The 22,323-nt window shown below is 71.1% G+C and carries 17 protein-coding genes; 8 read left to right on the top strand and 9 right to left on the bottom strand.

Annotated features, from left to right (window positions below; translation table 11 throughout):
* The first annotated feature begins 253 nt into the window (after nucleotides 1-253).
* Both QOM21_RS27630 and QOM21_RS27625 read left to right on the top strand, forming a co-directional pair.
* The gene (locus QOM21_RS27630) at nucleotides 254-1,378 is read left to right on the top strand and encodes a LacI family DNA-binding transcriptional regulator (protein WP_407553711.1); all 1,125 of its coding nucleotides are present in this window, start codon (nucleotides 254-256) and stop codon (nucleotides 1,376-1,378) included.
* Entirely contained in the window at nucleotides 1,359-2,360 is a 1,002-nt protein-coding gene (locus QOM21_RS27625) for a carbohydrate kinase family protein (RefSeq protein ID WP_407553710.1), read from the top strand. The genes QOM21_RS27630 and QOM21_RS27625 overlap by 20 nt, the downstream gene beginning before the upstream one ends.
* Nucleotides 2,361-2,460: 100 nt before the next feature.
* Here the strand turns inward: QOM21_RS27625 and uvrA are convergent, their stop codons facing one another.
* On the bottom strand, nucleotides 2,461-5,487 hold the full coding sequence (gene uvrA, locus QOM21_RS27620) for an excinuclease ABC subunit UvrA (protein ID WP_407553709.1): 3,027 nt from the start codon (nucleotides 5,485-5,487) through the stop codon (nucleotides 2,461-2,463).
* Between the two features lie 671 nt (nucleotides 5,488-6,158).
* Here uvrA and QOM21_RS27615 point away from each other — a divergent pair.
* The 3 genes from QOM21_RS27615 to QOM21_RS27605 all read left to right on the top strand — a co-directional run bounded on the left by QOM21_RS27615 (nucleotide 6,159) and on the right by QOM21_RS27605 (nucleotide 8,781).
* A complete protein-coding gene (locus QOM21_RS27615; protein ID WP_407553708.1) occupies nucleotides 6,159-6,902 on the top strand; it encodes a maleylpyruvate isomerase family mycothiol-dependent enzyme in 744 nt (247 codons plus the stop codon).
* 9 nt (nucleotides 6,903-6,911) lie between these two features.
* A complete protein-coding gene (locus QOM21_RS27610; protein WP_407553707.1) occupies nucleotides 6,912-7,568 on the top strand; it encodes an MBL fold metallo-hydrolase in 657 nt (218 codons plus the stop codon).
* Between the two features lie 157 nt (nucleotides 7,569-7,725).
* Nucleotides 7,726-8,781, top strand: a complete 1,056-nt coding sequence (locus QOM21_RS27605; protein WP_407553706.1) for a S66 peptidase family protein — start codon at nucleotides 7,726-7,728, stop codon at nucleotides 8,779-8,781.
* A 73-nt stretch (nucleotides 8,782-8,854) separates the two neighbouring features.
* Here QOM21_RS27605 and QOM21_RS27600 read toward each other — a convergent pair whose 3' ends face one another.
* From QOM21_RS27600 to uvrB, 4 genes are all read right to left on the bottom strand, one after another.
* On the bottom strand, nucleotides 8,855-9,838 hold the full coding sequence (locus QOM21_RS27600) for a TerC family protein (RefSeq protein ID WP_407553705.1): 984 nt from the start codon (nucleotides 9,836-9,838) through the stop codon (nucleotides 8,855-8,857).
* Between the two features lie 267 nt (nucleotides 9,839-10,105).
* The gene (locus tag QOM21_RS27595; protein ID WP_407553704.1) at nucleotides 10,106-12,208 is read right to left on the bottom strand and encodes a TerD family protein; all 2,103 of its coding nucleotides are present in this window, start codon (nucleotides 12,206-12,208) and stop codon (nucleotides 10,106-10,108) included.
* A gap of 117 nt (nucleotides 12,209-12,325) precedes the next feature.
* A complete protein-coding gene (locus QOM21_RS27590; protein WP_407553703.1) occupies nucleotides 12,326-12,904 on the bottom strand; it encodes a TerD family protein in 579 nt (192 codons plus the stop codon).
* Between the two features lie 229 nt (nucleotides 12,905-13,133).
* Nucleotides 13,134-15,257, bottom strand: a complete 2,124-nt coding sequence (uvrB, locus tag QOM21_RS27585) for an excinuclease ABC subunit UvrB (protein ID WP_407553702.1) — start codon at nucleotides 15,255-15,257, stop codon at nucleotides 13,134-13,136.
* A 551-nt stretch (nucleotides 15,258-15,808) separates the two neighbouring features.
* Between uvrB and QOM21_RS27580 the strand changes: the two genes are divergently transcribed.
* From QOM21_RS27580 to QOM21_RS27570, 3 genes are all read left to right on the top strand, one after another.
* Complete coding sequence (locus QOM21_RS27580; RefSeq protein ID WP_407553701.1) at nucleotides 15,809-16,693, top strand: glycerophosphodiester phosphodiesterase; 885 nt, start codon at nucleotides 15,809-15,811, stop codon at nucleotides 16,691-16,693.
* A gap of 83 nt (nucleotides 16,694-16,776) precedes the next feature.
* Nucleotides 16,777-17,385 (top strand): methylated-DNA--[protein]-cysteine S-methyltransferase, encoded by a 609-nt coding sequence (locus QOM21_RS27575; protein WP_407553700.1) that lies wholly within the window; start codon nucleotides 16,777-16,779, stop codon nucleotides 17,383-17,385.
* A gap of 50 nt (nucleotides 17,386-17,435) precedes the next feature.
* On the top strand, nucleotides 17,436-17,978 hold the full coding sequence (locus QOM21_RS27570) for a DUF1697 domain-containing protein (RefSeq protein ID WP_407553699.1): 543 nt from the start codon (nucleotides 17,436-17,438) through the stop codon (nucleotides 17,976-17,978).
* Between the two features lie 92 nt (nucleotides 17,979-18,070).
* On the opposite strand, the gene QOM21_RS27565 is transcribed toward QOM21_RS27570, so the two are convergent.
* The 4 genes from QOM21_RS27565 to QOM21_RS27550 form a co-directional block, all read right to left on the bottom strand.
* Complete coding sequence (locus QOM21_RS27565) at nucleotides 18,071-18,532, bottom strand: type II toxin-antitoxin system PemK/MazF family toxin (RefSeq protein ID WP_407553698.1); 462 nt, start codon at nucleotides 18,530-18,532, stop codon at nucleotides 18,071-18,073.
* A gap of 274 nt (nucleotides 18,533-18,806) precedes the next feature.
* Nucleotides 18,807-19,445 (bottom strand): uridine kinase, encoded by a 639-nt coding sequence (locus tag QOM21_RS27560; protein ID WP_407553697.1) that lies wholly within the window; start codon nucleotides 19,443-19,445, stop codon nucleotides 18,807-18,809.
* 307 nt (nucleotides 19,446-19,752) lie between these two features.
* Nucleotides 19,753-20,679, bottom strand: a complete 927-nt coding sequence (locus QOM21_RS27555) for an IclR family transcriptional regulator C-terminal domain-containing protein (protein WP_407553696.1) — start codon at nucleotides 20,677-20,679, stop codon at nucleotides 19,753-19,755.
* 156 nt (nucleotides 20,680-20,835) lie between these two features.
* Nucleotides 20,836-21,780 carry a zinc-binding alcohol dehydrogenase family protein gene (locus tag QOM21_RS27550; RefSeq protein ID WP_407553695.1) on the bottom strand — a complete coding sequence of 315 codons (945 nt, stop codon included), beginning with the start codon at nucleotides 21,778-21,780 and terminating at the stop codon, nucleotides 20,836-20,838.
* Nucleotides 21,781-22,323 lie beyond the last annotated feature (543 nt).

Genomic DNA, 22,323 nt, shown 5'->3' with positions numbered 1-22,323 from the left:
GCTGCGGCCCCCGATCCGCCGTGGCCGGCAGCGTTCAGGCGTCCCAGGGCATCGCGCGGGTGCGTGCGCCGGCGTGCGTGCCGCCGGCGCGGCCCGCCCCGCGAAGGTGGTCCTGCGCCCTGTTCCCCTCCGGACAATCTTCTGGGCGCAAACGCTTACGCAAACGTTTACGCGTATGTTGTGATGGTGCCGGCACCACGAGGGGCCGCACGGTCGGTGCCGGGGAAGGACCGGACCGGGAAGGACGTACCGCATGGCAACGATGGTCGATGTGGCGCGGCTCGCGGGCGTCTCCGTCGCCACGGTCTCGCATGTGCTCAACGAGACCCGGCCGGTACGCGCCGGCACCCGCGCCGCGGTGCTCGGCGCCATCGACGAGCTCGGCTACACCCACAACACCCTCGCCCGCTCCCTCGTCACCTCGCGCACCCGCTCGATCGGCCTGGCCGTCTCCGCGATCAGCAACCCGTACTTCACCGAGATCCTCCAGGGGGTGGAGGCCGGAGCCCTGGAAGCCGGCTACAGCCTGCTGATCGCCGATCCGCACGACGACCCGGTGCACGAGCGCAAGGTCGTCCAACTGCTGCACGAGCGGCGGGTGGACGGGGTGATCGTCGCGCCGTCCGCGGAGCCCGCCGAGATGGTCGGGTATCTGACCCGGCGCGAGGTGCCCACCGTCTTCCTGGACCGCCTGGTCGACGACGGCCGGGACCAGGTCTGCGCGGAGAGCACCGGCCCGGTACGCGAGCTGGTCGAGCATCTGGCCGGTCTGGGGCACACCCGGATCGGCATGGTGGCGGGGCTCCCCGGGCTGAGCACCACCACCGAGCGCGTCCAGGGGTATCGCGAGGGGCTGCGCGCCCGCGGCCTGCCGTTCGCCCCCGAACTGCTCGCCGGCGGCAACTCCGAGGCGGAGGGGGCGCAGGACGCGACCCGGCAACTGCTCGCCGCACCGGAGCCACCCACCGCGATCATCACCGCGAACAACGCCATGACCATCGGCGCGCTGCGCGCACTGGGCGAACAGGGCCTCCAGGTCCCCCGCGACATCGCACTGGCCTGCTTCGACGACTTCTCCTGGGCCGATCTGTTCACGCCGCGGCTGACCGCGATCGCCCAGCCCAGCAAGGAGATCGGAGCCACCGCGGTCCGACTGCTGCTGGAGCGCCTGGAGGCACCGGACCGGCCTCCGCGCACCATCCGCCTCCCGTGCACCCTGGTTCACCGTTCGTCGTGCGGCTGCCCCTCCCCCGCGCCGGGTGCGGCGGGCGCCTCCCACCCGGCCGCAGCACCGGCCGCGACCACCGGCCCGGCCCGCACGGCCGCCGGCCGAGCCCCACAGGAAAGGAACCGCACCCGTGATCGTCGTCGCCGGTGAGGCACTGATCGACCTCGTCCCCAGTCCCCGGGAAGCGTCCGGGGAGGGCCAGTTGCCCGCTCTGTCGCCGCGCCGCGGCGGCGGCCCGTACAACACCGCGATCGCCCTGGGGCGGCTGGGTTCGCCCACCGCCTTCTGCTCGCGGATCTCGACCGACGCCTTCGGCGAGGCGCTGGTGGAGGGGCTGCGCAGCGGTGGCGTCGACACCTCCCTGGTGGAGCGGGGCACCGAGCCGACCACTCTGGCCCTGGCGGACATCAGCCCGGACGGCTCGGCCGGCTACGGCTTCTACGTCGACGGCACCGCCGACCGCCTCTTCACCCTGCCGTCCGCGCTGCCGGAAGAGGTCCGCGCCCTGTCCCTGGGCACCTGTTCACTCGTTCTGGAACCGGGCGCGAGCGCTTACGAGGCCCTGCTGCGCCGCGAGGCGGAACGCGGCGTCTTCACCGCACTCGACCCCAACATCCGTGCCGGGCTGATCGCAGACCCCGCCGCCTACCGCGCGCGCTTCGCCTCCTGGCTCCCCCACGTCGCTCTGCTGAAGATGTCGGAGGAGGACGCGCGCTGGCTGGCGGAGGTGGAGACGGGCTCGCCGTCGGACTCCCCCGGTGCCTCGGGCAGCGGTGCGGACGGAGCGTGGGAGGCGGTCGCCGCGGCGGCGAAGGGCTGGCTGGGCTCGGGGCCCACGGCGATCGTCATCACGCGTGGCGGCGACGGCCTGACCGTCCTCACCCAAGGGGGCCTCGACGTGAACGTGCCCGGGGATCGGGTCGAGGTCGTCGACACCATCGGCGCGGGCGACACCGTCAACGCCGCGCTGCTGCACCGGCTCGACGCGCACGACGCCCTCTCCCGCACCGCCGTCGCCGCGCTCGGCGCCGGGGACTGGCGGGACATCCTCGGCTTCGCCGCCCGGGCAGCCGCCGTCACCTGCTCCCGCGCCGGCGCCGAGCCCCCGTACGCGGCGGAACTCGCGGGTTAGGCAGGAACCGGGACAGGGAGCGGCCCCTGGACGACGACGGGCCGCCACCGCCTCGTGAACGAGGAGCGGTGGCGGCCCGGTGGGTCACGCGTCCACGGCGTCAGGAGGTCCGGCGGGCCCGGGTCGCCTTCTTCGCGGCGGCCGGTGCGGCCTTCTCGGCCGCAGCCGTCCGTGCGGTGACCTTCGCCGGGGACTTCTTCGCCGCGGCCGACACGGCCTTCTTGGCCGGCTGGCGCTTCGCCACGGCCTTCTTCGCCGGCTTCGAGGCCGGCGAGGCGTCGCTGACGCGGTCGCCGAGGATGTCCCGCAGGAACTTGCCGGTGTGGCTGGCGGGAATCGCGGCGATCTCCTCGGGCGTGCCCTCGGCGACGACCAGTCCACCGCCGTTGCCGCCCTCGGGGCCCATGTCGACGACCCAGTCCGCCGTCTTGATCACGTCGAGGTTGTGCTCGATGACGATCACCGAGTTGCCCTTGTCGACCAGTCCGGACAGCACCGAGATCAGCTTGCTGATGTCCTCGAAGTGCAGACCGGTGGTCGGCTCGTCCAGGACGTAGACCGTGCGGCCGGTCGAACGCTTCTGGAGCTCGCTCGCCAGCTTCACGCGCTGCGCCTCACCGCCGGAGAGGGTCGGTGCCGACTGGCCGAGGCGGACGTATCCCAGGCCGACCTCGTGCAGCGTCTTCAGATGCCGGGAGATGGTCGGCACCGCCTCGAAGAAGTCCAGCGCCTCCTCGATGGGCATGTCCAGCACCTCGGCGATGGACTTGCCCTTGTAGTGCACCTCCAGCGTCTCGCGGTTGTAGCGCGCGCCGTGGCACACCTCGCACGGCACGTACACATCCGGCAGGAAGTTCATCTCGATCTTGATGGTGCCGTCGCCGGAGCAGTTCTCGCAGCGGCCGCCCTTGACGTTGAAGGAGAAGCGGCCGGGGAGGTAACCACGGACCTTGGCCTCCATCGTCTCCGCGAACAGCTTGCGGACATGATCGAAGACACCGGTGTAGGTGGCAGGGTTGGAGCGCGGGGTCCGGCCGATCGGCGACTGGTCGACGTGCACGACCTTGTCCACGAGGTCGTCGCCCGCCACCCGGGTGTGCCTGCCCGGCACCGACTTGGCGCCGTTCAGCTCGCGCGCCAGGTGGGTGTAGAGGATGTCGTTGACCAGCGTCGACTTGCCGGAGCCGGAGACTCCGGTGACGGCGGTCAGCACACCCAGCGGGAACGAGACGTCGATGTCCTGGAGGTTGTTCTCCTTCGCGCCGTGCACCGTCAGCTGCCGGGCCGGGTCGGCGGGCCGGCGGATGTCGGGCATCGCGATGGACCGCTTGCCGGCCAGATACTGCCCGGTGATCGAGTCCTTGTTGGTCAGCAGCTCCTTCATGGGGCCGCTGTGCACGACCTTGCCGCCGTGCTCCCCCGCCCCCGGGCCGATGTCCACGACCCAGTCGGCGACCTTGATGGTGTCCTCGTCGTGCTCGACGACGATCAGGGTGTTGCCCATGTCGCGCAGACGGACCAGGGTCTCGATGAGGCGGTGGTTGTCGCGCTGGTGCAGGCCGATCGACGGCTCGTCCAAGACGTAGAGCACGCCCACGAGGCCGGAGCCGATCTGGGTGGCGAGGCGGATGCGCTGGGCCTCGCCGCCGGACAGGGTGCCCGCGGCGCGGTTCAGGCTGAGGTAGTCCAGGCCGACGTCGACCAGGAACTTCAGCCGCTCGTTGACCTCCTTGAGGACCCGCTCGGCGATCTTCTTCTCGCGGGCGTTGAGCTTCATGTCCCGCAGGAAGTCGGCGCAGTCGCTGATCGACATGGCCGCGACATCGGCGATCGACTTCTCCTGGACCGACACGGCGAGCACGATCGGCTTGAGCCGCGTCCCCTCACAGGTCGGGCAGGGCACCTCGCGCATGTAGCCCTCGAAGCGCTCCCGGCTGCTGTCGCTCTCCGCCTCGCTGTGCCGGCGCTTGACGAAGGGCACGGCACCCTCGAAGGGGGTGGTGTAGGCCCTCTCGCGGCCGTAGCGGTTGCGGTAGCGCACCTCGATCTGGGTGCGGTGGCCCTGCAGCAGGGCCTTCTTGGCGCGCTGCGGCAGCCCGGCCCACGGAATGTCCGTACGGAAGCCGAGGGCGTCCGCGAGGGCGTCGACCAGCCGGCCGAAGTACTCCTTGGTGTGGCCGTGGGACCAGGGGTGGATCGCTCCGTCGTCGAGGGACCTGTCCTCGTCGGGAACGATCAGGTCGGGGTCGACCTCCATGCGCGTGCCGATGCCGGTGCAGTCCGGGCAGGCGCCGAAGGGCGAGTTGAAGGAGAAGGACCGCGGCTCCAGCTCCTCGAAGGACAGGTCGTCGTAGGCGCAGTAGAGGTGCTCGGAATACATCCGCTCGCGCTGCGGGTCGTCCGCGTCGAGGTCGACGAAGTCGAGGATGACCATGCCGCCGGAGAGGCCCAGAGCGGTCTCCACGGAGTCGGTCAGCCGGCGCTTGGCGGACTCCTTGACCGTGAGGCGGTCGACGACCACCTCGATGGTGTGCTTCTCCTGCTTCTTCAGCTTCGGCGGTTCGGAGAGCTGGATCGTCTCCCCGTCGACGCGCGCCCGGCTGTAGCCCTTGGTCTGGAGGTCGGAGAAGAGATCGACGAACTCGCCCTTGCGCTCGCGCACCAGGGGGGAGAGCACCTGGAAGCGGCTGCCCTCGGGAAGCTTCAGGACCTTGTCGACGATGGCCTGCGGCGACTGCCGGGCGATCGGCCGTCCGCACTCGGGGCAGTGCGGCTTGCCGATGCGGGCGAAGAGCAGGCGGAGGTAGTCGTAGACCTCGGTGATCGTGCCGACCGTCGAGCGCGGGTTGCGCGAGGTCGACTTCTGGTCGATCGAGACCGCGGGGGACAGGCCCTCGATGAAGTCCACATCGGGCTTGTCCATCTGCCCGAGGAACTGCCGGGCGTACGAGGAGAGCGACTCGACGTAGCGCCGCTGCCCCTCGGCGAAGATCGTGTCGAACGCGAGCGAGGACTTGCCCGACCCGGAGAGCCCCGTGAAGACGATGAGGGAGTCGCGGGGGAGGTCGAGCGAGACGTTGCGGAGGTTGTGCTCGCGAGCGCCACGGACGATGAGACGGTCGGCCACGCCGGTCGCACCTTTCTGGAGAGGGGCGGGGAGCCGCGGCCCTGCGTCCGCCGCTCGGTGGGTGAGCAGAGGCGGCGGAGCGGAGCGGAGCCCACGCCCCAGGGTATGGGGACCGCCGCGGCACTGTCTTAGTGATGCCTACACGAGCCTATAGCACGCGCATTCGATTTACGGTGCTCGATAGCACCCTTCACCCAAACGTGTGGCGGCGCCGTTTCCTTCCCGCCCGCGCCGCCGCCCGTACGCCGCGGGCTGCGGCCCCGGCCCCCGCGCCGGTGCAGAGCGGCGCCCGCTCCGGCCGGGAAAGCTGCGCGGCGGCGCCGCGGCCTGTTCAACGGCCTCGGCGCCCACCAGGTCACCCTTCGGCTGCCGCGCCACGGCCGCGCCGCCCTCGACCCCGGGACGCCGCCATGATCGGTATCGAGGCCGGGACGGCCGTGAGGGTCGCGTACCTCACACACAGCTCCGGCGGCTCCGCAAGCGCACCCGGGTGGGCTGCCCCCGGCGATCCGACATACGTCCCGGCGATCCCGGCGGCGGCCGCACGCCGCGTGCGCGTGGCGCGAGAGCCGGTCGCGGGGACTCGCCCGCCCCTCGCGCACCACCCGCGTACGCCATGGATCCGTGTCGGCCGACTCCCGAACTCGCCGTCGCGGCGCTAGCGTCGGGCCATGACCCTCACTCCGCCAGACTTCCCGCACGACGCGGCCGCTGTCCGCGAGGCCACCGACCGCCTGCTCGTCTCGCTGGGCAAGCTCGACGACGAGGCGATCGGTGAACCGTCCCTGCTCCCCGACTGGTCCCGCGGTCATGTCCTGGCCCACCTCGCGCGCAACGCGGACGCGCTGGTCAACCTGCTGACCTGGGCGCGTACGGGAGTCCCGGCGCCGATGTACACCAGCGCCGAGGCCCGCGACGGCGACATCGCCCGGGACGCGGACCGCTCACTGGCGGCACACCTGGAGGACCTGCGGGAGAGTGCCGCGCGGTTCGACGCGGCGGTGGACGCGCTGCCGGCCGAGCGCCGGGCCTACGAGGTCGAGATGCGCAACGGCGTCGTCGAGCGGGCCGACCGGCTGCCGCTGCGGCGGCTGGCGGAGGTCGAACTGCACCACGTCGACCTCGGGGTCGGCTACTCCGTCGCCGAGCTGCCGCCCGCCTTCCTCGGCAGTGAGCTGGACTTCCTGGCCACGGTGAAGTTCGTCCGGCATCCGAAGCTGCCCGCCCTGGAACTGCGGACGGATGACGGCCGCACGTGGCACACCGGGGGCGGCGGCACCACGACGGGCGGCCGGGCCCCGTCCGTGGTGGTGACGGGCTCGCCCGCGGCCCTGGTCGGCTGGCTCACGGGGCGGTCCGACGGCACCGAACTCGACGCCCAGGGCTCCGCGCTGCCCGCCGTCCCGCCGCTTTAGAGTGGCCCCATGGGCTACAGCGGAGCAGTGAAGGTCGGCGGACCGGCCGACGTGCACGAGCTGACCGACCTGATGATCTCGAAGGTCGCGGTCGGTCCGATGAACAACAACGCCTACGTGCTGAGGTGCCGGGCGACCGACGAGCAGCTGCTGATCGACGCGGCCGCCGATACGCACACCCTTCTCTCGCTGATCGGCGACAGCGGCATCGCCTCCGTGGTCACCACGCACCAGCACGGTGACCACTGGGGCGCCCTGCGGGAGGTGGTCGAGGCGACGGGTGCGCGGACGTACGCGGGACGGTACGACGCGGAGGGCATCCCCGTCCCCACCGACGTGTTGGTCGCCGACGGCGACACCCTCACCGTCGGCCGGGTGCAGCTGACCGCCCGCCACCTGACGGGCCACACGCCGGGCAGTATCGCGCTGGTCTACGACGACCCGCACGGCGCTCCGCACGTGTTCACCGGAGACTGCCTGTTCCCCGGAGGCGTCGGCAACACCTGGGGCGACGCCGAGCAGTTCGCCGGCCTCCTCGACGACGTGCAGACCAAGCTCTTCGACCAACTGCCGGACGAGACCTGGGTCTACCCGGGCCACGGCAACGACACCACACTCGGCGCCGAGCGTCCGCACCTGCCGGAGTGGCGCGAGCGCGGCTGGTAGCGCCTCACGACAACAAGCGCACGCAGGAGCGAGCGCGTCCGGGCCCGCACACGGCAAGACCGTGCGGGCCCGGACGCGTGCGGGCTCAGCGTCCGCTCCTGCTTCCTGGGCGCGTAATCGAGCTGCGGACCCGGCCTCCCCGCCTTAGTCTCACGCCATGTTGCCGCGCCCCTCTCCCGTGTACCCGCCGAAGCCCCGTCCCGGCGACCGGGTCGCCGTACTGTCCCCGTCGTCCGACCTCGCGGCCCGGCTGCCGCTGCCGTACGAACTCGGTCTCGCCCGGCTGGAGAAGGAGTTCGGGCTGCAACCGGTCACCTACCCGTCCACGCTCCGCAAGGGCGCCTCGCCGCAGGAGCGGGCCGACGACCTCCACGCGGCGTTCGCGGACCCGGAGATCAGGGCCGTCTTCACCACCATCGGCGGTGATGACCAGATCACGGTCCTGCCGTACCTGGACCGCGCCGTGTTCCGCGCCGACCCCAAGCCGTTCTTCGGCTACAGCGACGGCACCAACCTGCTGGCGTATCTGCGGAGCACCGGGGTCGTCGGTTTCCACGGCGCCTCGGTGATGTGCGAACTGGGCCGCCCCGGGGCGCTGCACCCGCTCACCGCCGAGTCGCTGCGTGCCGCGTTGTTCACCCCGGGCCCGTACGAACTGCGGCCCGCCACGCAGTACACGGACGAGGGCGGCGACTGGGCCGACCCGGACACCTTCACCGCCGAGCCCGCCATGTGGCCCGGCGACGGCTGGAGTTGGCACGGGCCGGAACGGGTGGTCGAGGGCGCCGGCTGGGGCGGCTGCCTCGAGGTGCTGTCCTGGATGCTGATGACGGACCGGGAGATCGGGGCCGTCGCCGATTTCGACGACGGCGGGGTGCTCTTCCTGGAGACCTCCGAGGAGCTGCCGCGCGCCGACGATGTGTACTACGTGCTGCGCAGCATGGGCGAGCGCGGTCTCCTCGGGCGGTTCGGCGCGCTGCTGATGGGACGCCCGAAGGCGTGGTCGTTCGCCCTGCCGCACTCTCCCGATGCCAAAGCCTCGTATGTGCGGGAGCAGCGCGCGGCGGTGCTGCGGGCGCTGGCCGCGTACGCACCGGAGATGGTGGCGGTCTTCGACGTCGATCTCGGGCACACCGATCCGCAGCTGGTGGTTCCTTACGGCGGCACGATCCGTGTCGACGGGCGGACGCGGCGGATCACGGTCACCTACTGACCGGCAGCGAGCGCGAAAGCGGCCGGTACAGCTCCGACGGGAGCCGTACCGGCCGCTTTCAGCGGTGCGGATTTCAGGCGTCGACGCTGCTCTTGGTCTCCGCCTCGGCCACCGCCTGCTTCTTCGAAGCGCGCAGGCTGGTGATCGTGGTGACGACGAGGACGGCGCAGATGACACCCAGCGAGACCGGGATGCTGATCTCCGGGACGGCCACGCCCGATTCGTGCAGGGCGTGCAGCACGAGCTTCACACCGATGAAGCCGAGGATGATCGACAGGCCGTACGAGAGGTGGACCAGCTTCTTCAGCAGCCCGCCGATCAGGAAGTACAGCTGCCGCAGGCCCATCAGCGCGAAGGCGTTGGCGGTGAAGACGATGTACGGGTCCTGGGTGAGGCCGAAGATCGCCGGAATGGAGTCCAGCGCGAAGAGGACGTCGGTGGTGCCGATCGCCAGCATGACGATCAGCATCGGCGTCATCAGCCGCTTGCCGTTCTCCACGATGAACAGCTTGGTGCCGTGGTAGGTGTCGGTCGACGGCACGCGCTTCTCGACCATCTTCAGGACGCGGTTCTCCTCGAACTCCTCGTCCTGCTCCTCGGCCCGCGCCTCCTTGATCAGCTTCCACGCCGTCCAGATGAGGAACGCGCCGAAGAGGTAGAAGACCCAGGAGAAGTTGGCGATGATCGCGGCGCCGGCGCCGATGAAGCCGGCCCGGAGCACCAGCGCTATCAGCACGCCGACCATCAGCACCCGCTGCTGATAGATCGCCGGGACGGCGAACTTGGCCATGATCAGAACGAAGACGAAGAGGTTGTCGACGCTCAGGGACTTCTCGGTGATGAAGCCGGCGAAGAACTCACCGGCGGGAGCACCGCCGCCGAACACCAGCAGGCCGAGGCCGAACAGCGCGGCGAGCGCGACCCAGACACCGGTCCAGATGCCGGCCTCCTTGAGGGAGACCTCGTGCGGTTTACGGCCGCCGATGAAGAAATCGGCGGCGATGAGGGCGCAGAGACCAAGGATGGTCAATGTCCACATGGTCAGGGAAACGTCCACTGCTCCTCCGGCAGAGTCGTACGGCACTTACAGCGTCGTCGCTGCCGGAGGTCTCTTCCACCCGGTACCGCGACTGCTCGCGGTTCTTGAGACGGGCCGACGCCCCGGGATCTCGTCACACTCGCAATCCGTGATGACGGGTACGTCGCAGTGGGAATACTCCCCTCCGCCCCTAAAGAGTAAAGGAAGCCCAAGGGTTAGTAAAGAAATGGGCAAAGTTGCTGTTCAGGGGCCTTTGTCGGCATGCTGTGGCAGCCGTGGACGGCATCACCGCCGGTCGCCGCGCCGCGCCTCTCCCAGCCGTCCCAGCACCTGACGGAGCACCTGGCTCCCCTTCGGCGGGAGCGGCGGTTCGTACGTCCAGGCATGGCCGACCCAGGGGTCGGCGAGATGCGCGTCGGGCACGGGGGTGATCCTCAGCAGGGACCGCCACAGCGGGTCCAGGACCGGGCCGTACTCCTGCGCCTGGGACCGGTCGGCGACCATCATGAGATGCACCCCGACCGCGGGTCCCTCGTCGGCCAGATAACGGAGTTGGGTGAGGGCCCGGTCATCGAAACCGTGCGGGAAGTCGTGCACGATCAGCAGGTGCTCGGCGGTGTCCACATCGGGCGGCAACGCGTCCGCCGCCCGGTTGCGCACGGCCATCTGCACGAGGTCCACCCGCCGCGTCAGCGCCTCCAGGACCGCGGCCACACCCTTGGCCCCGGCCGCCGGCGCCTCGCGCAGGGCGCCGGACTCCCGCAGCGGCGCGAGCGCGGACGCCGCACCGCCGCCGGGATCGATGACCTGGACCACGAAATCGCCCGCGGGGTGAATGGCGAGCAGCCGGGCCGCGATGGCCACCGCCGTCTCCATCGCGCGCCGGCGCAGCTCCGCCTCGTCCAGCAGGCCGTCCGTGAGCGCGCTGCCCAGCTCCCGGCGCCCGTACTCCCGCTCGGGTTCCTCGCTGTCGCGGGCGTAGGCACCGTGCCCGCTGTCGATCCACAGGCCGCGCTCCAGCGGGAGGCGCACGAACATGGGGATGCGCAGGTCCAGCACCTCCGGGAGATGCAGATCGCCCAGGCGCAGCGCCATGGGGGACTCCAACGGCACGTGGTAGCCCTGCCAGACGGGGCTGTCCCAACGGGCGAAGGCGGGTGGCAGCGCGGGCTCCACGACGTCCGATTCGGCCATGAGCTGGGCGAGGTCGCGGTCCAGGGCGGCGCGCGCCTGGGCGACCAGGGAGGCGTGCCGGTCGCGGGCGGTGGCGCGGGCGGTGTCGGCGGCCGTCCCCAGGCGGCTGCGCGGGTCGGCGAGGGCCTTGTCCAGCTCCTGTTCCAGGCGCGACTCGGCGAAGTCGGACGCGCTGCGATAGGCGGAGACCGACCGGGCCAGGTCCTCGAACATGCCCCAGACCTGGTTGTAGAGCCGCTCCTCCATGCTCCAGCCGGCGGCGTCACCGGCCACCGGCAGGGGCGGGCCGTCGGCGGACGGCCCGGATCCGGGGGCGGCAGCCGGTGCGGGCGCGGCAGCTGGTGGCTGGGTGGTGCGGCGCTTCGGGTGCCGGTAGTCGATGGGGCCGCCGTCCTGGCCGCCCTCCCCCGGGGCCGTGGACGGCACCGGGACGGCCGGGTGCGGGGTGGCCGCTGCCGGCCCGGACGGGACGGCCGAGTGCTGCGAGCCGCCCGGGACGGAGGACTGCGCGCTGTCCGAAGGAGCGGATGGCGCGGCGGTGTCCGGGCCCGGAGCGGCTGCCGGATTCGAGTGCTCGACATTGCCCGACGGAGTCCCGGGCTGTTCCGGCCGGCTCGCGGCGGCGGGCGCGGGGACCGCCCGCGCATGGCCGAGGCTGACCGCCGCCTCGATCTCCGCGGCCAACTCGGCGGCCTGCGGCAGCCCCTGATCACGCAGCATCGCGGTGAGCCCGTCGGCGTAGCCCTGCCCCACGGCGCGCACCTTCCAGGCGCCCTGCCTGCGATACAGCTCGACGGCGACGACGGCGGACTTGGCACCCAGACCGGTGAGGGTGTAGCCGGCGATCCCGCTTCCGTCCAGGCCGGTGACCGTGACACAGGGCGCGGCAGTCGCCCCGAACCCGCTCACACCGCCGCTCCCCGGCAGGGCCAGCAGCACACTCACGCGGTGCACGGCCTCGGACAGCGCGTCGAGATCCACCGCGAGGCGGTGCTCGGTGGCGGCCTGGCGGGGGACCTCGACGCCGGTGAGCCGCGGCGCCCCCGGGTGGGCCACGGCGTCGGCGCCCGACAGCCTGCCCTGCTCGTCGCCGAGCGTCACCCCGGCCACCACGGGCCGGCCCGCCACCACACGGATCTCCACACGGGTGCGGTCCAGCGGATGGTTCTGCCCCCGGACCAGCTCGGCCGTCATCGATGTTCCCCCTGGTTGTCGTACGTCCCGGGCCGGCCACGGGCGCCGACGGCCCGGGGCGTGGCGGCGGCGCGGCCCGGTGCGCGCTGCCGCTCCCCGCCATGACGGCGGCGACTGCTACAGATACGGCACGATCGCCGGCACCACGTCCTGGAAGGTGCGGCCGTTGGAGGGCTCACCGATCGCGGTCATCTTCCAGCCGTCGCCCACGCGGTGCACCTTCGACATGACCTGCGCGGTGTAGTTGCCCCCGCCCGTGAGGGTGTACCGGGCCAGCTCCTGCCCGTTGGCCTCGTCGACCAGTCGGCAGAAGGCGTCCTCCACCTCGGTGAAGCTCTGTCCGGTGAAGGAGTTGACGGTGAACACGATCTGGTCGATGTGCACCGGGACCCGGGCCAGGTCGACCAGGATGGCCTCGTCGTCGCCGCCCTGACCCGCGCCGCCGACGAGGTTGTCACCGGTGTGGCGGACCGAGCCGTCGTCGCTGACGAGGTGGCGGAAGAAGACGACGTCGATGGGCTCCTTGCCGGCGAACAGCACCGCCGAGGCGTCGAGGTCGATCTCCTTGGTGCGCCGCCCGAACAGCCCGCGGCGCGGCGCCGAGCGCCATCCCAGCCCCATCCGCACCGCGGTGAGGGTCCCTCCGTCGGACTTCTGCAGGCTGACGCCCTGTCCCTTGGACAAATTGACCGACACGCGCCGTCCCCTCTCTGTGCTGGGCCGCCGTTCCGGCGGCCGCATCGAGCCTACGCAGAACGGCCGCCCCGCAAGCCGCCAGGCCCGCCTTTTGTGGCACTTCTGCGACACAGCAGGGTCCCGGGGCGGCGGGGCCCGTGTCTCGCAGAGCTGCAGCGATGCCTCTCTGTCGACGTGCGCAGGCCCCGCAGCACCCGCCCCCGCTCCGGCGGGCCCCCGGCGCCGCCCGCTACTTCACCCCCGCCTCCCGCATCTGCCGCAGCTCCTTCTTCAGTTCACCCACCTCGTCGCGCAACCGGGCGGCAACCTCGAACTGCAGCTCCGCCGCCGCCGCCCGCATCCGCTCCGTCATCTCCTCGATGATTCCGGCGAGTTCGGCGGCGGGACGGTCCGTCGGGGCCGCCTTGCCCTTGCCGCCCTTGGCCTTCCCGCCGAGCTCCGGGACCGGCGCCGGTGCCTTGGCGTCCTTGGCGTCGGCCTGCTTGCGGTAGCCCGAGCCCAGCAGTTCGCGGGTGTCGATCTCCTCGCGGGCGATCGTCGCGACGATGTCGCCGATCTTCTTGCGGAGCGGCTGCGGGTCGATGCCGTGCTCCTTGTTGTACGCGAGCTGCTTCTCCCGGCGGCGGTTGGTCTCGTCGATGGCCTTCTCCATCGCCGGCGTGATCTTGTCGGCGTACATGTGGACCTGACCGGAGACGTTTCGCGCGGCACGGCCGATCGTCTGGATCAGCGCGGACCCGGACCGCAGGAAGCCCTCCTTGTCGGCATCCAGAATCGCCACCAGGGAGACCTCGGGAAGGTCGAGTCCCTCACGCAGAAGGTTGATGCCGACCAGGACGTCGTACTCACCGGAGCGCAGCTCGCGTAGCAGCTCCACGCGCCGCAGGGTGTCGACGTCGCTGTGCAGATAGCGGACCTGGATGCCGAGTTCCAGGAAGTAGTCGGTGAGGTCCTCTGCCATCTTCTTGGTGAGGGTGGTGACGAGGATCCGTTCGTTCTTGTCCGTCCGCGTACGGATCTCGTGCACCAGGTCGTCGATCTGCCCGTCGGTGGGCTTGACCACCACCTCGGGGTCGACCAGACCGGTCGGGCGGATGATCTGCTCCACATAGCCGTCGCCGCGTGCGAGCTCGTACTTGCCGGGCGTCGCGGACAGATAGACGGTCTGGCCGATGCGCTCCAGGAACTCCTCCCACTTCAGCGGCCGGTTGTCCATGGCCGACGGCAGGCGGAAACCGTGCTCGACAAGGGTGCGCTTGCGTGAGGCGTCGCCCTCGTACATGGCGCCGATCTGCGGGACGGTGACATGGGACTCGTCGATGACCAGCAGGAAGTCGTCCGGGAAGTAGTCGATGAGGGTGTTGGGCGCGGAGCCGGGCTCACGGCCGTCCATGTGCATCGAGTAGTTCTCGATGCCGGAGCAGGACCCGATCTGACGCATCATCTCGATGTCGTACGTGGTGCGCATCCGCAGGCGCTGGGCCTCCAGGTGCTTGCCCTGCTTCTCCATCGTGGCCAGGCTGTCCGCCAGCTCGGCCTCGATTCCCGCAATGGCCCGCTCCATGCGCTCGGGACCCGCGATGTAGTGGCTGGCCGGGAAGATGTACAGCTCCCGGTCCTCGCTGATGACCTCGCCGGTCAGGGGGTGGAGGGTGGAGAGCGCCTCGACCTCGTCGCCGAACATCTCGATCCGCACGGCCAGCTCTTCGTAGACCGGGAAGATCTCGATGGTGTCGCCGCGCACCCGGAAGGTGCCACGGGTGAAGGCCACGTCGTTGCGGGTGTACTGGATGTCGACGAAACGGCGCAGCAGCTGGTCGCGGTCGATCTCGTCGCCGACCTTCAGCGGCACCATCCGGTCGACGTACTCCTGCGGCGTGCCGAGGCCGTAGATGCAGGACACCGACGCGACCACGACGACGTCCCGCCGGGTGAGCAGCGAGTTCGTCGCGGAGTGGCGCAGCCGTTCGACCTCCTCGTTGATGGAGGAGTCCTTCTCGATGTACGTATCGGACTGCGGGACGTACGCCTCGGGCTGGTAGTAGTCGTAATAGGAGACGAAGTACTCGACGGCGTTGTTCGGCAGCAGCTCTCGGAATTCGTTGGCGAGCTGGGCCGCGAGGGTCTTGTTGGGCGCCATGACGAGCGTCGGGCGCTGCAGCTTCTCGATCATCCACGCGGTGGTCGCCGACTTACCGGTGCCGGTGGCACCCAGCAGGACGACGTCCTTCTCACCCCCGCGGATGCGCCGCTCGAGGTCGGCGATGGCCGTGGGCTGGTCACCGTTGGGCTGATAAGGGCTGACAACCTCGAAGGGTGCCACCGTGCGTTCGATCTTTGATACGGGCCGCATGGAATCCACCGTACGACCCAGCACTGACAATCGACGCGGCAATTGCCCTGACCAGCGATTTCACCCCGCACGCCCGGGTCGGCTGCCGGCCCGGCCGTCGCACAGCCGGATCCCGTCGGCGATATCCTGCCCCTCCTCGCACCGTCCCACGGCTCCGGCGTGGCGTCGCCACCCGCCCTGACGTCCCTGGTACGGCGCTCTCCGGCAGATCCGACCCGGGCGCGTCGCTCTCGGCGCTATATACAGGACACCCACCGGATCGCAAGACCAAAACCAGTCAGAAGCACGAGCGGTGACGAACCATAGGCCGAGATGCGCGGACGCCGTGGCTCCGGCAAGTTGGACGACGTCGGGGCGTACGACCGTTGCACCGCCCTCTCCGGGCATCCTGCGGCCTCGGCGCTCAAACACATAAAACCTGCTGCTTCTCGTTCATTATCTGGCCATCCCACGCCTACCTCCCGCTACGGCCCGGCTGCCAGCCTCTGCTCATCCCACCCGTTCACGTCACCGCACGTCTGCTCACTTCCACGACGTCACGAGGAGTCCGCATGCGTATCCGCCCCGTTGCCACCGGCTTCACCGGTGCGCTCATGGGTCTGTCCGCGCTCATCCTCTCCCCCTCCGCCGCCCACGCCGCGACCGACGGCCACAGAACGGTCGTCTTCGCCCACCGGGGTGCCTCGGCCTACGCGCCGGAGAACACCCTGGCCTCGATCGACGCGGCCCACCGGCTCGGCATCGACTGGGTCGAGAACGACGTCCAGCGCACCAAGGACGGCGAGCTGGTGATCCTGCACGACAACTCGCTCGCCCGGACGACCAACGTCGAGCAGGTGTTCCCCGACCGCGCGCCCTGGAACGTCTCCGACTTCACGCTCAACGAGATCGAGAAGCTGGATGCGGGCAGCTGGTTCGGGCAGAAGTTCGAGGGCGAGCGCGTGCCCACGCTGGAGTCCTACATGGACGAGGTCGAGCACAACGGGCAGAAGCTGCTGATGGAACTGAAGTCGCCGGAGCTGTACCCGGGCATCGAACTCCAGACCCTCGCCGAGCTGCGCCGCGAGGGCTGGCTGAGCAAGTCGCACGTCAAGCGCCGCCTGGTCATCCAGAGCTTCAACGCGGACGCCATCAAGACCGTGCACTTCTTCCGCTCGGACGTCAAAACCGGCTTCCTCGGCAACCCCACCGTCGCCGACCTGCCGAAATACGCCGAGTACTGCGACCAGATCAATCCCAACCACACCGCGGTCACCCGTGACTACGTATCCGCCGTGCACGGCCTGAAGGGCCCCCACGGCCGGGCCCTGGAGGTCCACACCTGGACCGTCGACGACGGTGCGCGGGCCGTCAAGGTCGCCGAAATGGGCGTCGACGGGATCATCACCAACAAGCCCGATGTGGTGCGGGACGCGCTGGCGGGCGCCTCCGACTGACGCCCGGCCGGCGGAGCGGGGCGGGGGGACGCCTCCGCCTCGCTCTCCGCCGCATTGTCAGTGGTGGGTCCTACGCTGAACACGTGACGAACGCAGAGCAGGACGACCAGGAAGCCGCCCGGTCGACGCCGCCGGACACCGGCCGGGACGCGGCGGGCGCGGCCCCGCGCGACTGGGGCTGGACCCTGCTGGAGAGCCCGATCGGCCCCCTGCTGCTCGCCGCGACCAGGAAGGGGCTGGTCCAGGTCCTCTTCCATGCCGACGAGCGGACGGTCGGCCGCGCGCTGACCCGGCTGGAGCAGCGCTTCGAAGGGCCGCCGCGTGCGGAGATACCTCACCTGGCGACGGCGACCACCGAGTTCACCGCCTACTTCGCCGGGGACCTACGGGCCTTCACGGTGCCCCTCGACTGGGACCTGTCCGGCGGCTTCAACGCCCGGGTGCTGCACGCCCTGGCCGAGGGCGTGCCCTACGGCAGCGTCGTCGGCTATCAGGACCTCGCCGACCGCGTCGGGGAGCCGGGCGCCGCCCGCGCGGTCGGCGCGGCGATGGGGTCCAATCCGCTCCCGGTCATCGTGCCCTGCCACCGCGTCGTGGCGAGCGACGGCGGCATCGGGGGCTTCGGCGGTGGCCTGGAGACCAAGCGCCTGCTGCTCGCCCTCGAAGGGGTGCTCCCCGCTCCCCTGTTCTGACCACTCCTCCCGTCGACCGCCGGTCCCCGGCTCCTACGAACGGCAGCGCCATGTCCCGTCAGATCGCTCTGCTCCGCGGCATCAACGTCGGAGGCCACAACTCCTTCCCCAAGGCACGGCAGCTCCAGCTGGCCGAATCGCTGGGCTTCGAGGACGTCTCCGTCCTGCTGCAGACCGGCAATATCGTCTTCGCCGATCCGGGTACACCGCCGGAGGCGACCGCCCGCACGCTCCATGAAGCGATCGCCGCCGAGCTGGGCCTGTCGGTGACGGTCATGGTGCGCACCCGCGAGGAGCTGGCCGCGGCCGTCGCCGCGAATCCGTTTCCGCAGGCCGTCCCGGAGCCGAAGAGCCTGCATGTGACGTTTCTGTCGGCGGCGCCCGCCGACACCTCCGCGCTGGACGCCCTCGACCTCGACGCGTTCGCGCCCGACCGGTTCGAGCTGGTCGGGCGCGAACTGTTCCTCTGGTGTCCCGGCGGCATCGGCCGCTCGAAGCTCGCCGAGAAGGTGAACCGCGCCCGGCTCGGAGTGACGGCCACCTCGCGCAACTGGAACACCGTCACCAAGCTCCTGGCCTTGGCTGACGCCTGAGCCGCCTCCGATGCCGGTGCGGCCCCGATGCGAAGGCCCTCTGCCGGCGGCTGCCGACCGGCGCGCTGTGCCGTGCCTGCCCGTAGGGCCCCTCAGTGCCAGCCGTACAGCTCGCGCAGCCGGTTGACCACCAGATTGAAGCGGCCCCGGTCCAGTGCGCACGCCTCGCGCCGCATCCCGGCCGGGTGCACCCGCAGCACCCGGTCCACGTCGACCCACGAGTCTCGTCCGGCGCGGTCCCACGGCCCCGCACCCAGGGGCACCCATTCCCGGTCGTTGTCGTGCCGCTTGCTGGAGAGCTGCACGGCCAGCAGTGTGCCGCCCCGCTCCCGGGCGACGACCAGCACCGGCCGGTCCTTGCCCCGGCCGTCGTTCTCCTCGTAGGGCACCCAGGTCCACACGATCTCGCCGGGGTCCGGGTCGCCGTCCGGGTCGGGTGCGTAGGACGTCTCTATGGCGCCCACGGCGCGTGGCCGGGCTTCGACCGTCGCGGTGGGACCGTGGCTGCCGGGCAGCGCCGCCGGCTCGTCGGATGCGTTGAATGAAGTGGTCACGAGGCCCACGCTAGCGGCCCTCACCGGCGTTCTGACCAGCGGCCATCGGTCGGTTGTCAGTGGTCGGCCGTACGGTTTTCAGCAGTGGGGGGCGGCCGTTGGGACCGCACGGGGGAAGGGATCGCCATGTCCGGGAACACGACGTTTCAGGAACTGTCACAACAGGGCGCCGGGGACCACGAGTTCCACGAAGTGGCGGTGGGAGCGAGATCCGGCAGCTCGTCCGGGGCAATGGAACGGCCGTCCGGGAGCGCCGGGCGCAGCCGGGGAGCGATCAGCCCGGTCCGCTCCAGGCGGGACGGCGAGGGTCGTCGGCCCGGACGACGACATCCGCGGCCTCCTCCGGCCTCGTCTCCTCGTCGTAGCGCGCGAAAGCGGGCAGCGTCCACTGCTCGTCGCCCGGAGTGCGCCGGGCCAATGCGGCGGGTGACAGCTTCAGGTGGACGGAGAGATCGAAGGGGAACCAGTGACCCAGCAGGAGGGGGCCGTGGAGCAACAGCACACCGCCGGGCGGCAGTTCCAGGTACGCGCTGCGTGTCGCCCGGTCCGCCACCGGGTCCCACAGATCCGGCAGCACCCGCCCGGTGCCATCCGGGTCCAGCGGCTGGAAGACCTCGCGCCAGAGTGCCTGCCGGTCGAACCACTCGTCGTGGAAGGCGTCCGGATCCTCGCGGCCGTGTTCCAGGCGCAGCGAGGCGGGACGCAGAAAACCGAACGCGCCGGCCTTGTGCACGGCCCGCCCCCTGAGGCGCAGGGCCTCCGCGAGGCGACCGGCGAGGTCACCGGGAGACGCGGCAGGAGCCCCGTCGACCGCGACTCTCAGCCACGGGCTCCCGTCCTTCGACGGCATGGTGACGATGCGCTCGGCGAGCGCGTCGGTCAGCCGTTCCCAGGTGATCGCTTCGAGCCGCACCCGACCATTGTGCCCGGCCACGCGGCGCGGGGCGCGCCGGGCCTGCCGGGCAACGACCGGTCCGGCGGCGCACCGGAGCGGAGGCCGGAGACCACGCCAACCGGAGCCATGATGGGTGCTGCACCCCGCCGCTGACGGCGCTGTGCGCGTCCCGCGCCGCGGCCTCTTCCTGGTCGAGCTGCAACTCGTCGACCGGTGCGGGCAGTTTCCCCGCAGCGGCCGGATCGGCTCGCGAGACCTCCAGATCCCCTTCGGGCGGCCGGCAGGAGCCGGTCCCATGAACCGGCCGACGGCCGCTCACCACCGGTCAGGCCTGGTCCGCGGTCGGCCGGGCGGCGCCGTAGCGGCTGAGTTCCGCCGCCGCCTCCTTGGTCGCCTCGATGACGTCCACCGGGGCCACCGGCATCACCGACTTGAGCTTGAGGAGCAGTACGGCTCCCATGATGGCGCCGTCCCACATGATGGGCGCCGCGCAGGAGTTCCAGCCGGCCATGCACTCCTCGTAACCCAGCGCGTAGCCCGTGTCGCGGACCTCGGCCAGGGACGCCCTCAGCGCGTCGTTGTCCCGGTAGACGCCCGGTCCGGCCTGGTCGGGGACCGGCTCGGACAGCACCCGCTGCTGGAGCACCTCCGGCAGGTAGGCGAGGATCGTCCGCCCGGAGGCGCCGGTGCGCAGGGAACGCGTCACGGACAGCACGTCGCGCGGCGTCATGCCGAGTTCCGCGAGGTCGGAGTCGCCCACGGCCATGTCCACACACTGCCGTTGCGCGCCGGAGAACGGGGCGACCATGTAGAGGAACGCCAGTCCGCCGTCGGTGGCAACGCGCAGTTCGCGCAGGGCCGTCTGCGAGGTGGCACCGTCGAGCCGGTGGTCGAGGGCGGTGAAGGCGAGCTGGGCGGCCGAGGTCCGCAGCCGGTAGAGGCCGCGGTCCACCCGCTCGAAGATGCGCTGGTAGATGCCGGATTGCAGGATGCGGTAGACGACGGAGTCGTCCAGGCCGGTGCACTCGGCGATCTCACCGGGCCCGTGGGCGGACCCGCCCAGTTCGGCGAAGGCCGTCTGGACGAGGAAGACCCGTTCGGCATGGCTGGATCCCGACGTCCGGGAGCCGGTGCCCGGCCCGCTGCCCTTGCGCGCCTGCCCGGAACGGCCCGGGGCGCCCGGAGCCGGTTCCGGTGCGCCCGAAACGGAGGTCGGTACGGCGGCTTTGGACGCCGCGGTGCTGTTGCCCATCGTGTGCTCTCTCCCCTGGCAGTGATCCGCGCCCGAAGGCGCACGGCATTTCCGGTGCGAGCCGACCCACCCGTCGCCCGCGGACTGCTTTGCGGCCCGTGGCGGGCGGCCCCGGCATCCGCTGCCGGGGCGGTGGTCCCCGTCCGGCGCCCGGTGTCAGCGGGCGACGTCGAGGGCGAGTTTGCCGGTCGGGGTACGTGCGGCCAGATCGTGGTGCGCCCGGGCCGCCTCGCCGAGGGCGTAGGCGGCACCGGTCAGCGGCTTGAGGGAACCGTCCGCGACGGCGTCGAACAGCGCCCGCATGGACGTCGGAAGGGCGGCGCGGTCCCCGTAGAGCTGGGGCAGCCAGAAGCCCGAGACGGTGAGCGACCGCTCCATCAGGTCCCGTGTCGGCACATTCGCCAGCTCACCCCCCGCGAACCCGTAGACCGCGAGGCGGCCGCGCGGCGCGACGGCTGCGAGCGTCCTTGCGAAGGTGGCCCCGCCGGTCATCTCCAGAGCCGCCTGGACCGGGCCGCCGGCCGCCTCCAGGATGCGCTCCGTCAGGTCCTCCGCGCTGGAGTCGACGACGGCGTGGGCCCCCAGCTCCTCGGCGAGCTTGCGCTTCTCGGCGGAGCCGGCGAGGCCGATGACCTTCGCGCCCGCACGCGCGGCCAGTTGGACCGCCAGCGAGCCGACGCCGCCGGCCGCGGCCGGCACCACCACGGTCTCGCCCTTGGTGAGACGCAGGGAGGTGAACAGCAGATGCCAGGCACTGTTGCCCTGCAACGCCAGGGCCACGGCCTGCTCGTCGCTGATGCCGTCCGGCACATCCCAGGTGACCCGGCGGTGCAGCAGGGCACGCTCCGCGTATCCGCCCCCGCGGGTCAGCCCGACGACACGGCGTCCGCCGTCGACCGTTCCCACCACTTCGTTGCCGGGTACGTACGGCAGCTCGACCGGCGCGAGGTAGGTGTCCCCCCGGACGTGCACATCCGCGTAGTTGATGCCCGCAAGGGACACCTTCACCAGCGAGTGGCCGGCGCGGGGCTCGGGCTCGGGCGTGTCCTCGAGCCGCAGCACCTCCGGGCCGCCGAATTCCCGCATCACAATCGCGCGCACGACTCTCCCTCTGGTTCACGTGTGCTGTGCCCGCACAGGGTAGGCACGGCGCCCATCGACCCGTGGAGACCCGATCAATTCGCGCCAACCATGTGGTGCTTGGTGTGCGCGTGCTGTGCACGTCACGAGAAATACTCGTCGGCTTTCTCGTCTCGCGAGAAAGGCGGTGGGTGCTTTCCACCCATTGCAACGTCTTGCATCGGATCTACCCGCGAGTATCGCCCGGGTGGCTCTCACGCGTCCCTCTCCCGATTCCGGGTTCCGGAAGTGATCGCTGCAGCCTACGATCCGGAATTGTGTCCGCCGTCAACCAGATGCGCCGGCCGCGTTCCCGGGACGGGAGCGGAGCACGTTCCGCGAGGCATCTGCGCTCGCCCCTCCCACCCGCCGAGACGGGCAGGCGGCAAAGGACGTGGCCGTACGCGAAGCGGGGCGGGCCGCCTGAGGGGGAATCATGAGGGGGCAAACGGGGGACGGCAGGCCGGCGTTCGCGCCGGCCTGCCGGGATCTTCAACGGCCGCAGCCACTCACGCCGGTGCTGCT

This window comes from Streptomyces sp. Pv4-95 (assembly GCF_045782725.1).
Taxonomy (GTDB): domain Bacteria; phylum Actinomycetota; class Actinomycetes; order Streptomycetales; family Streptomycetaceae; genus Streptomyces.
Note: the sequence above shows the minus strand (reverse complement) of the source record. Positions and strands in the feature narration are given on the sequence as shown.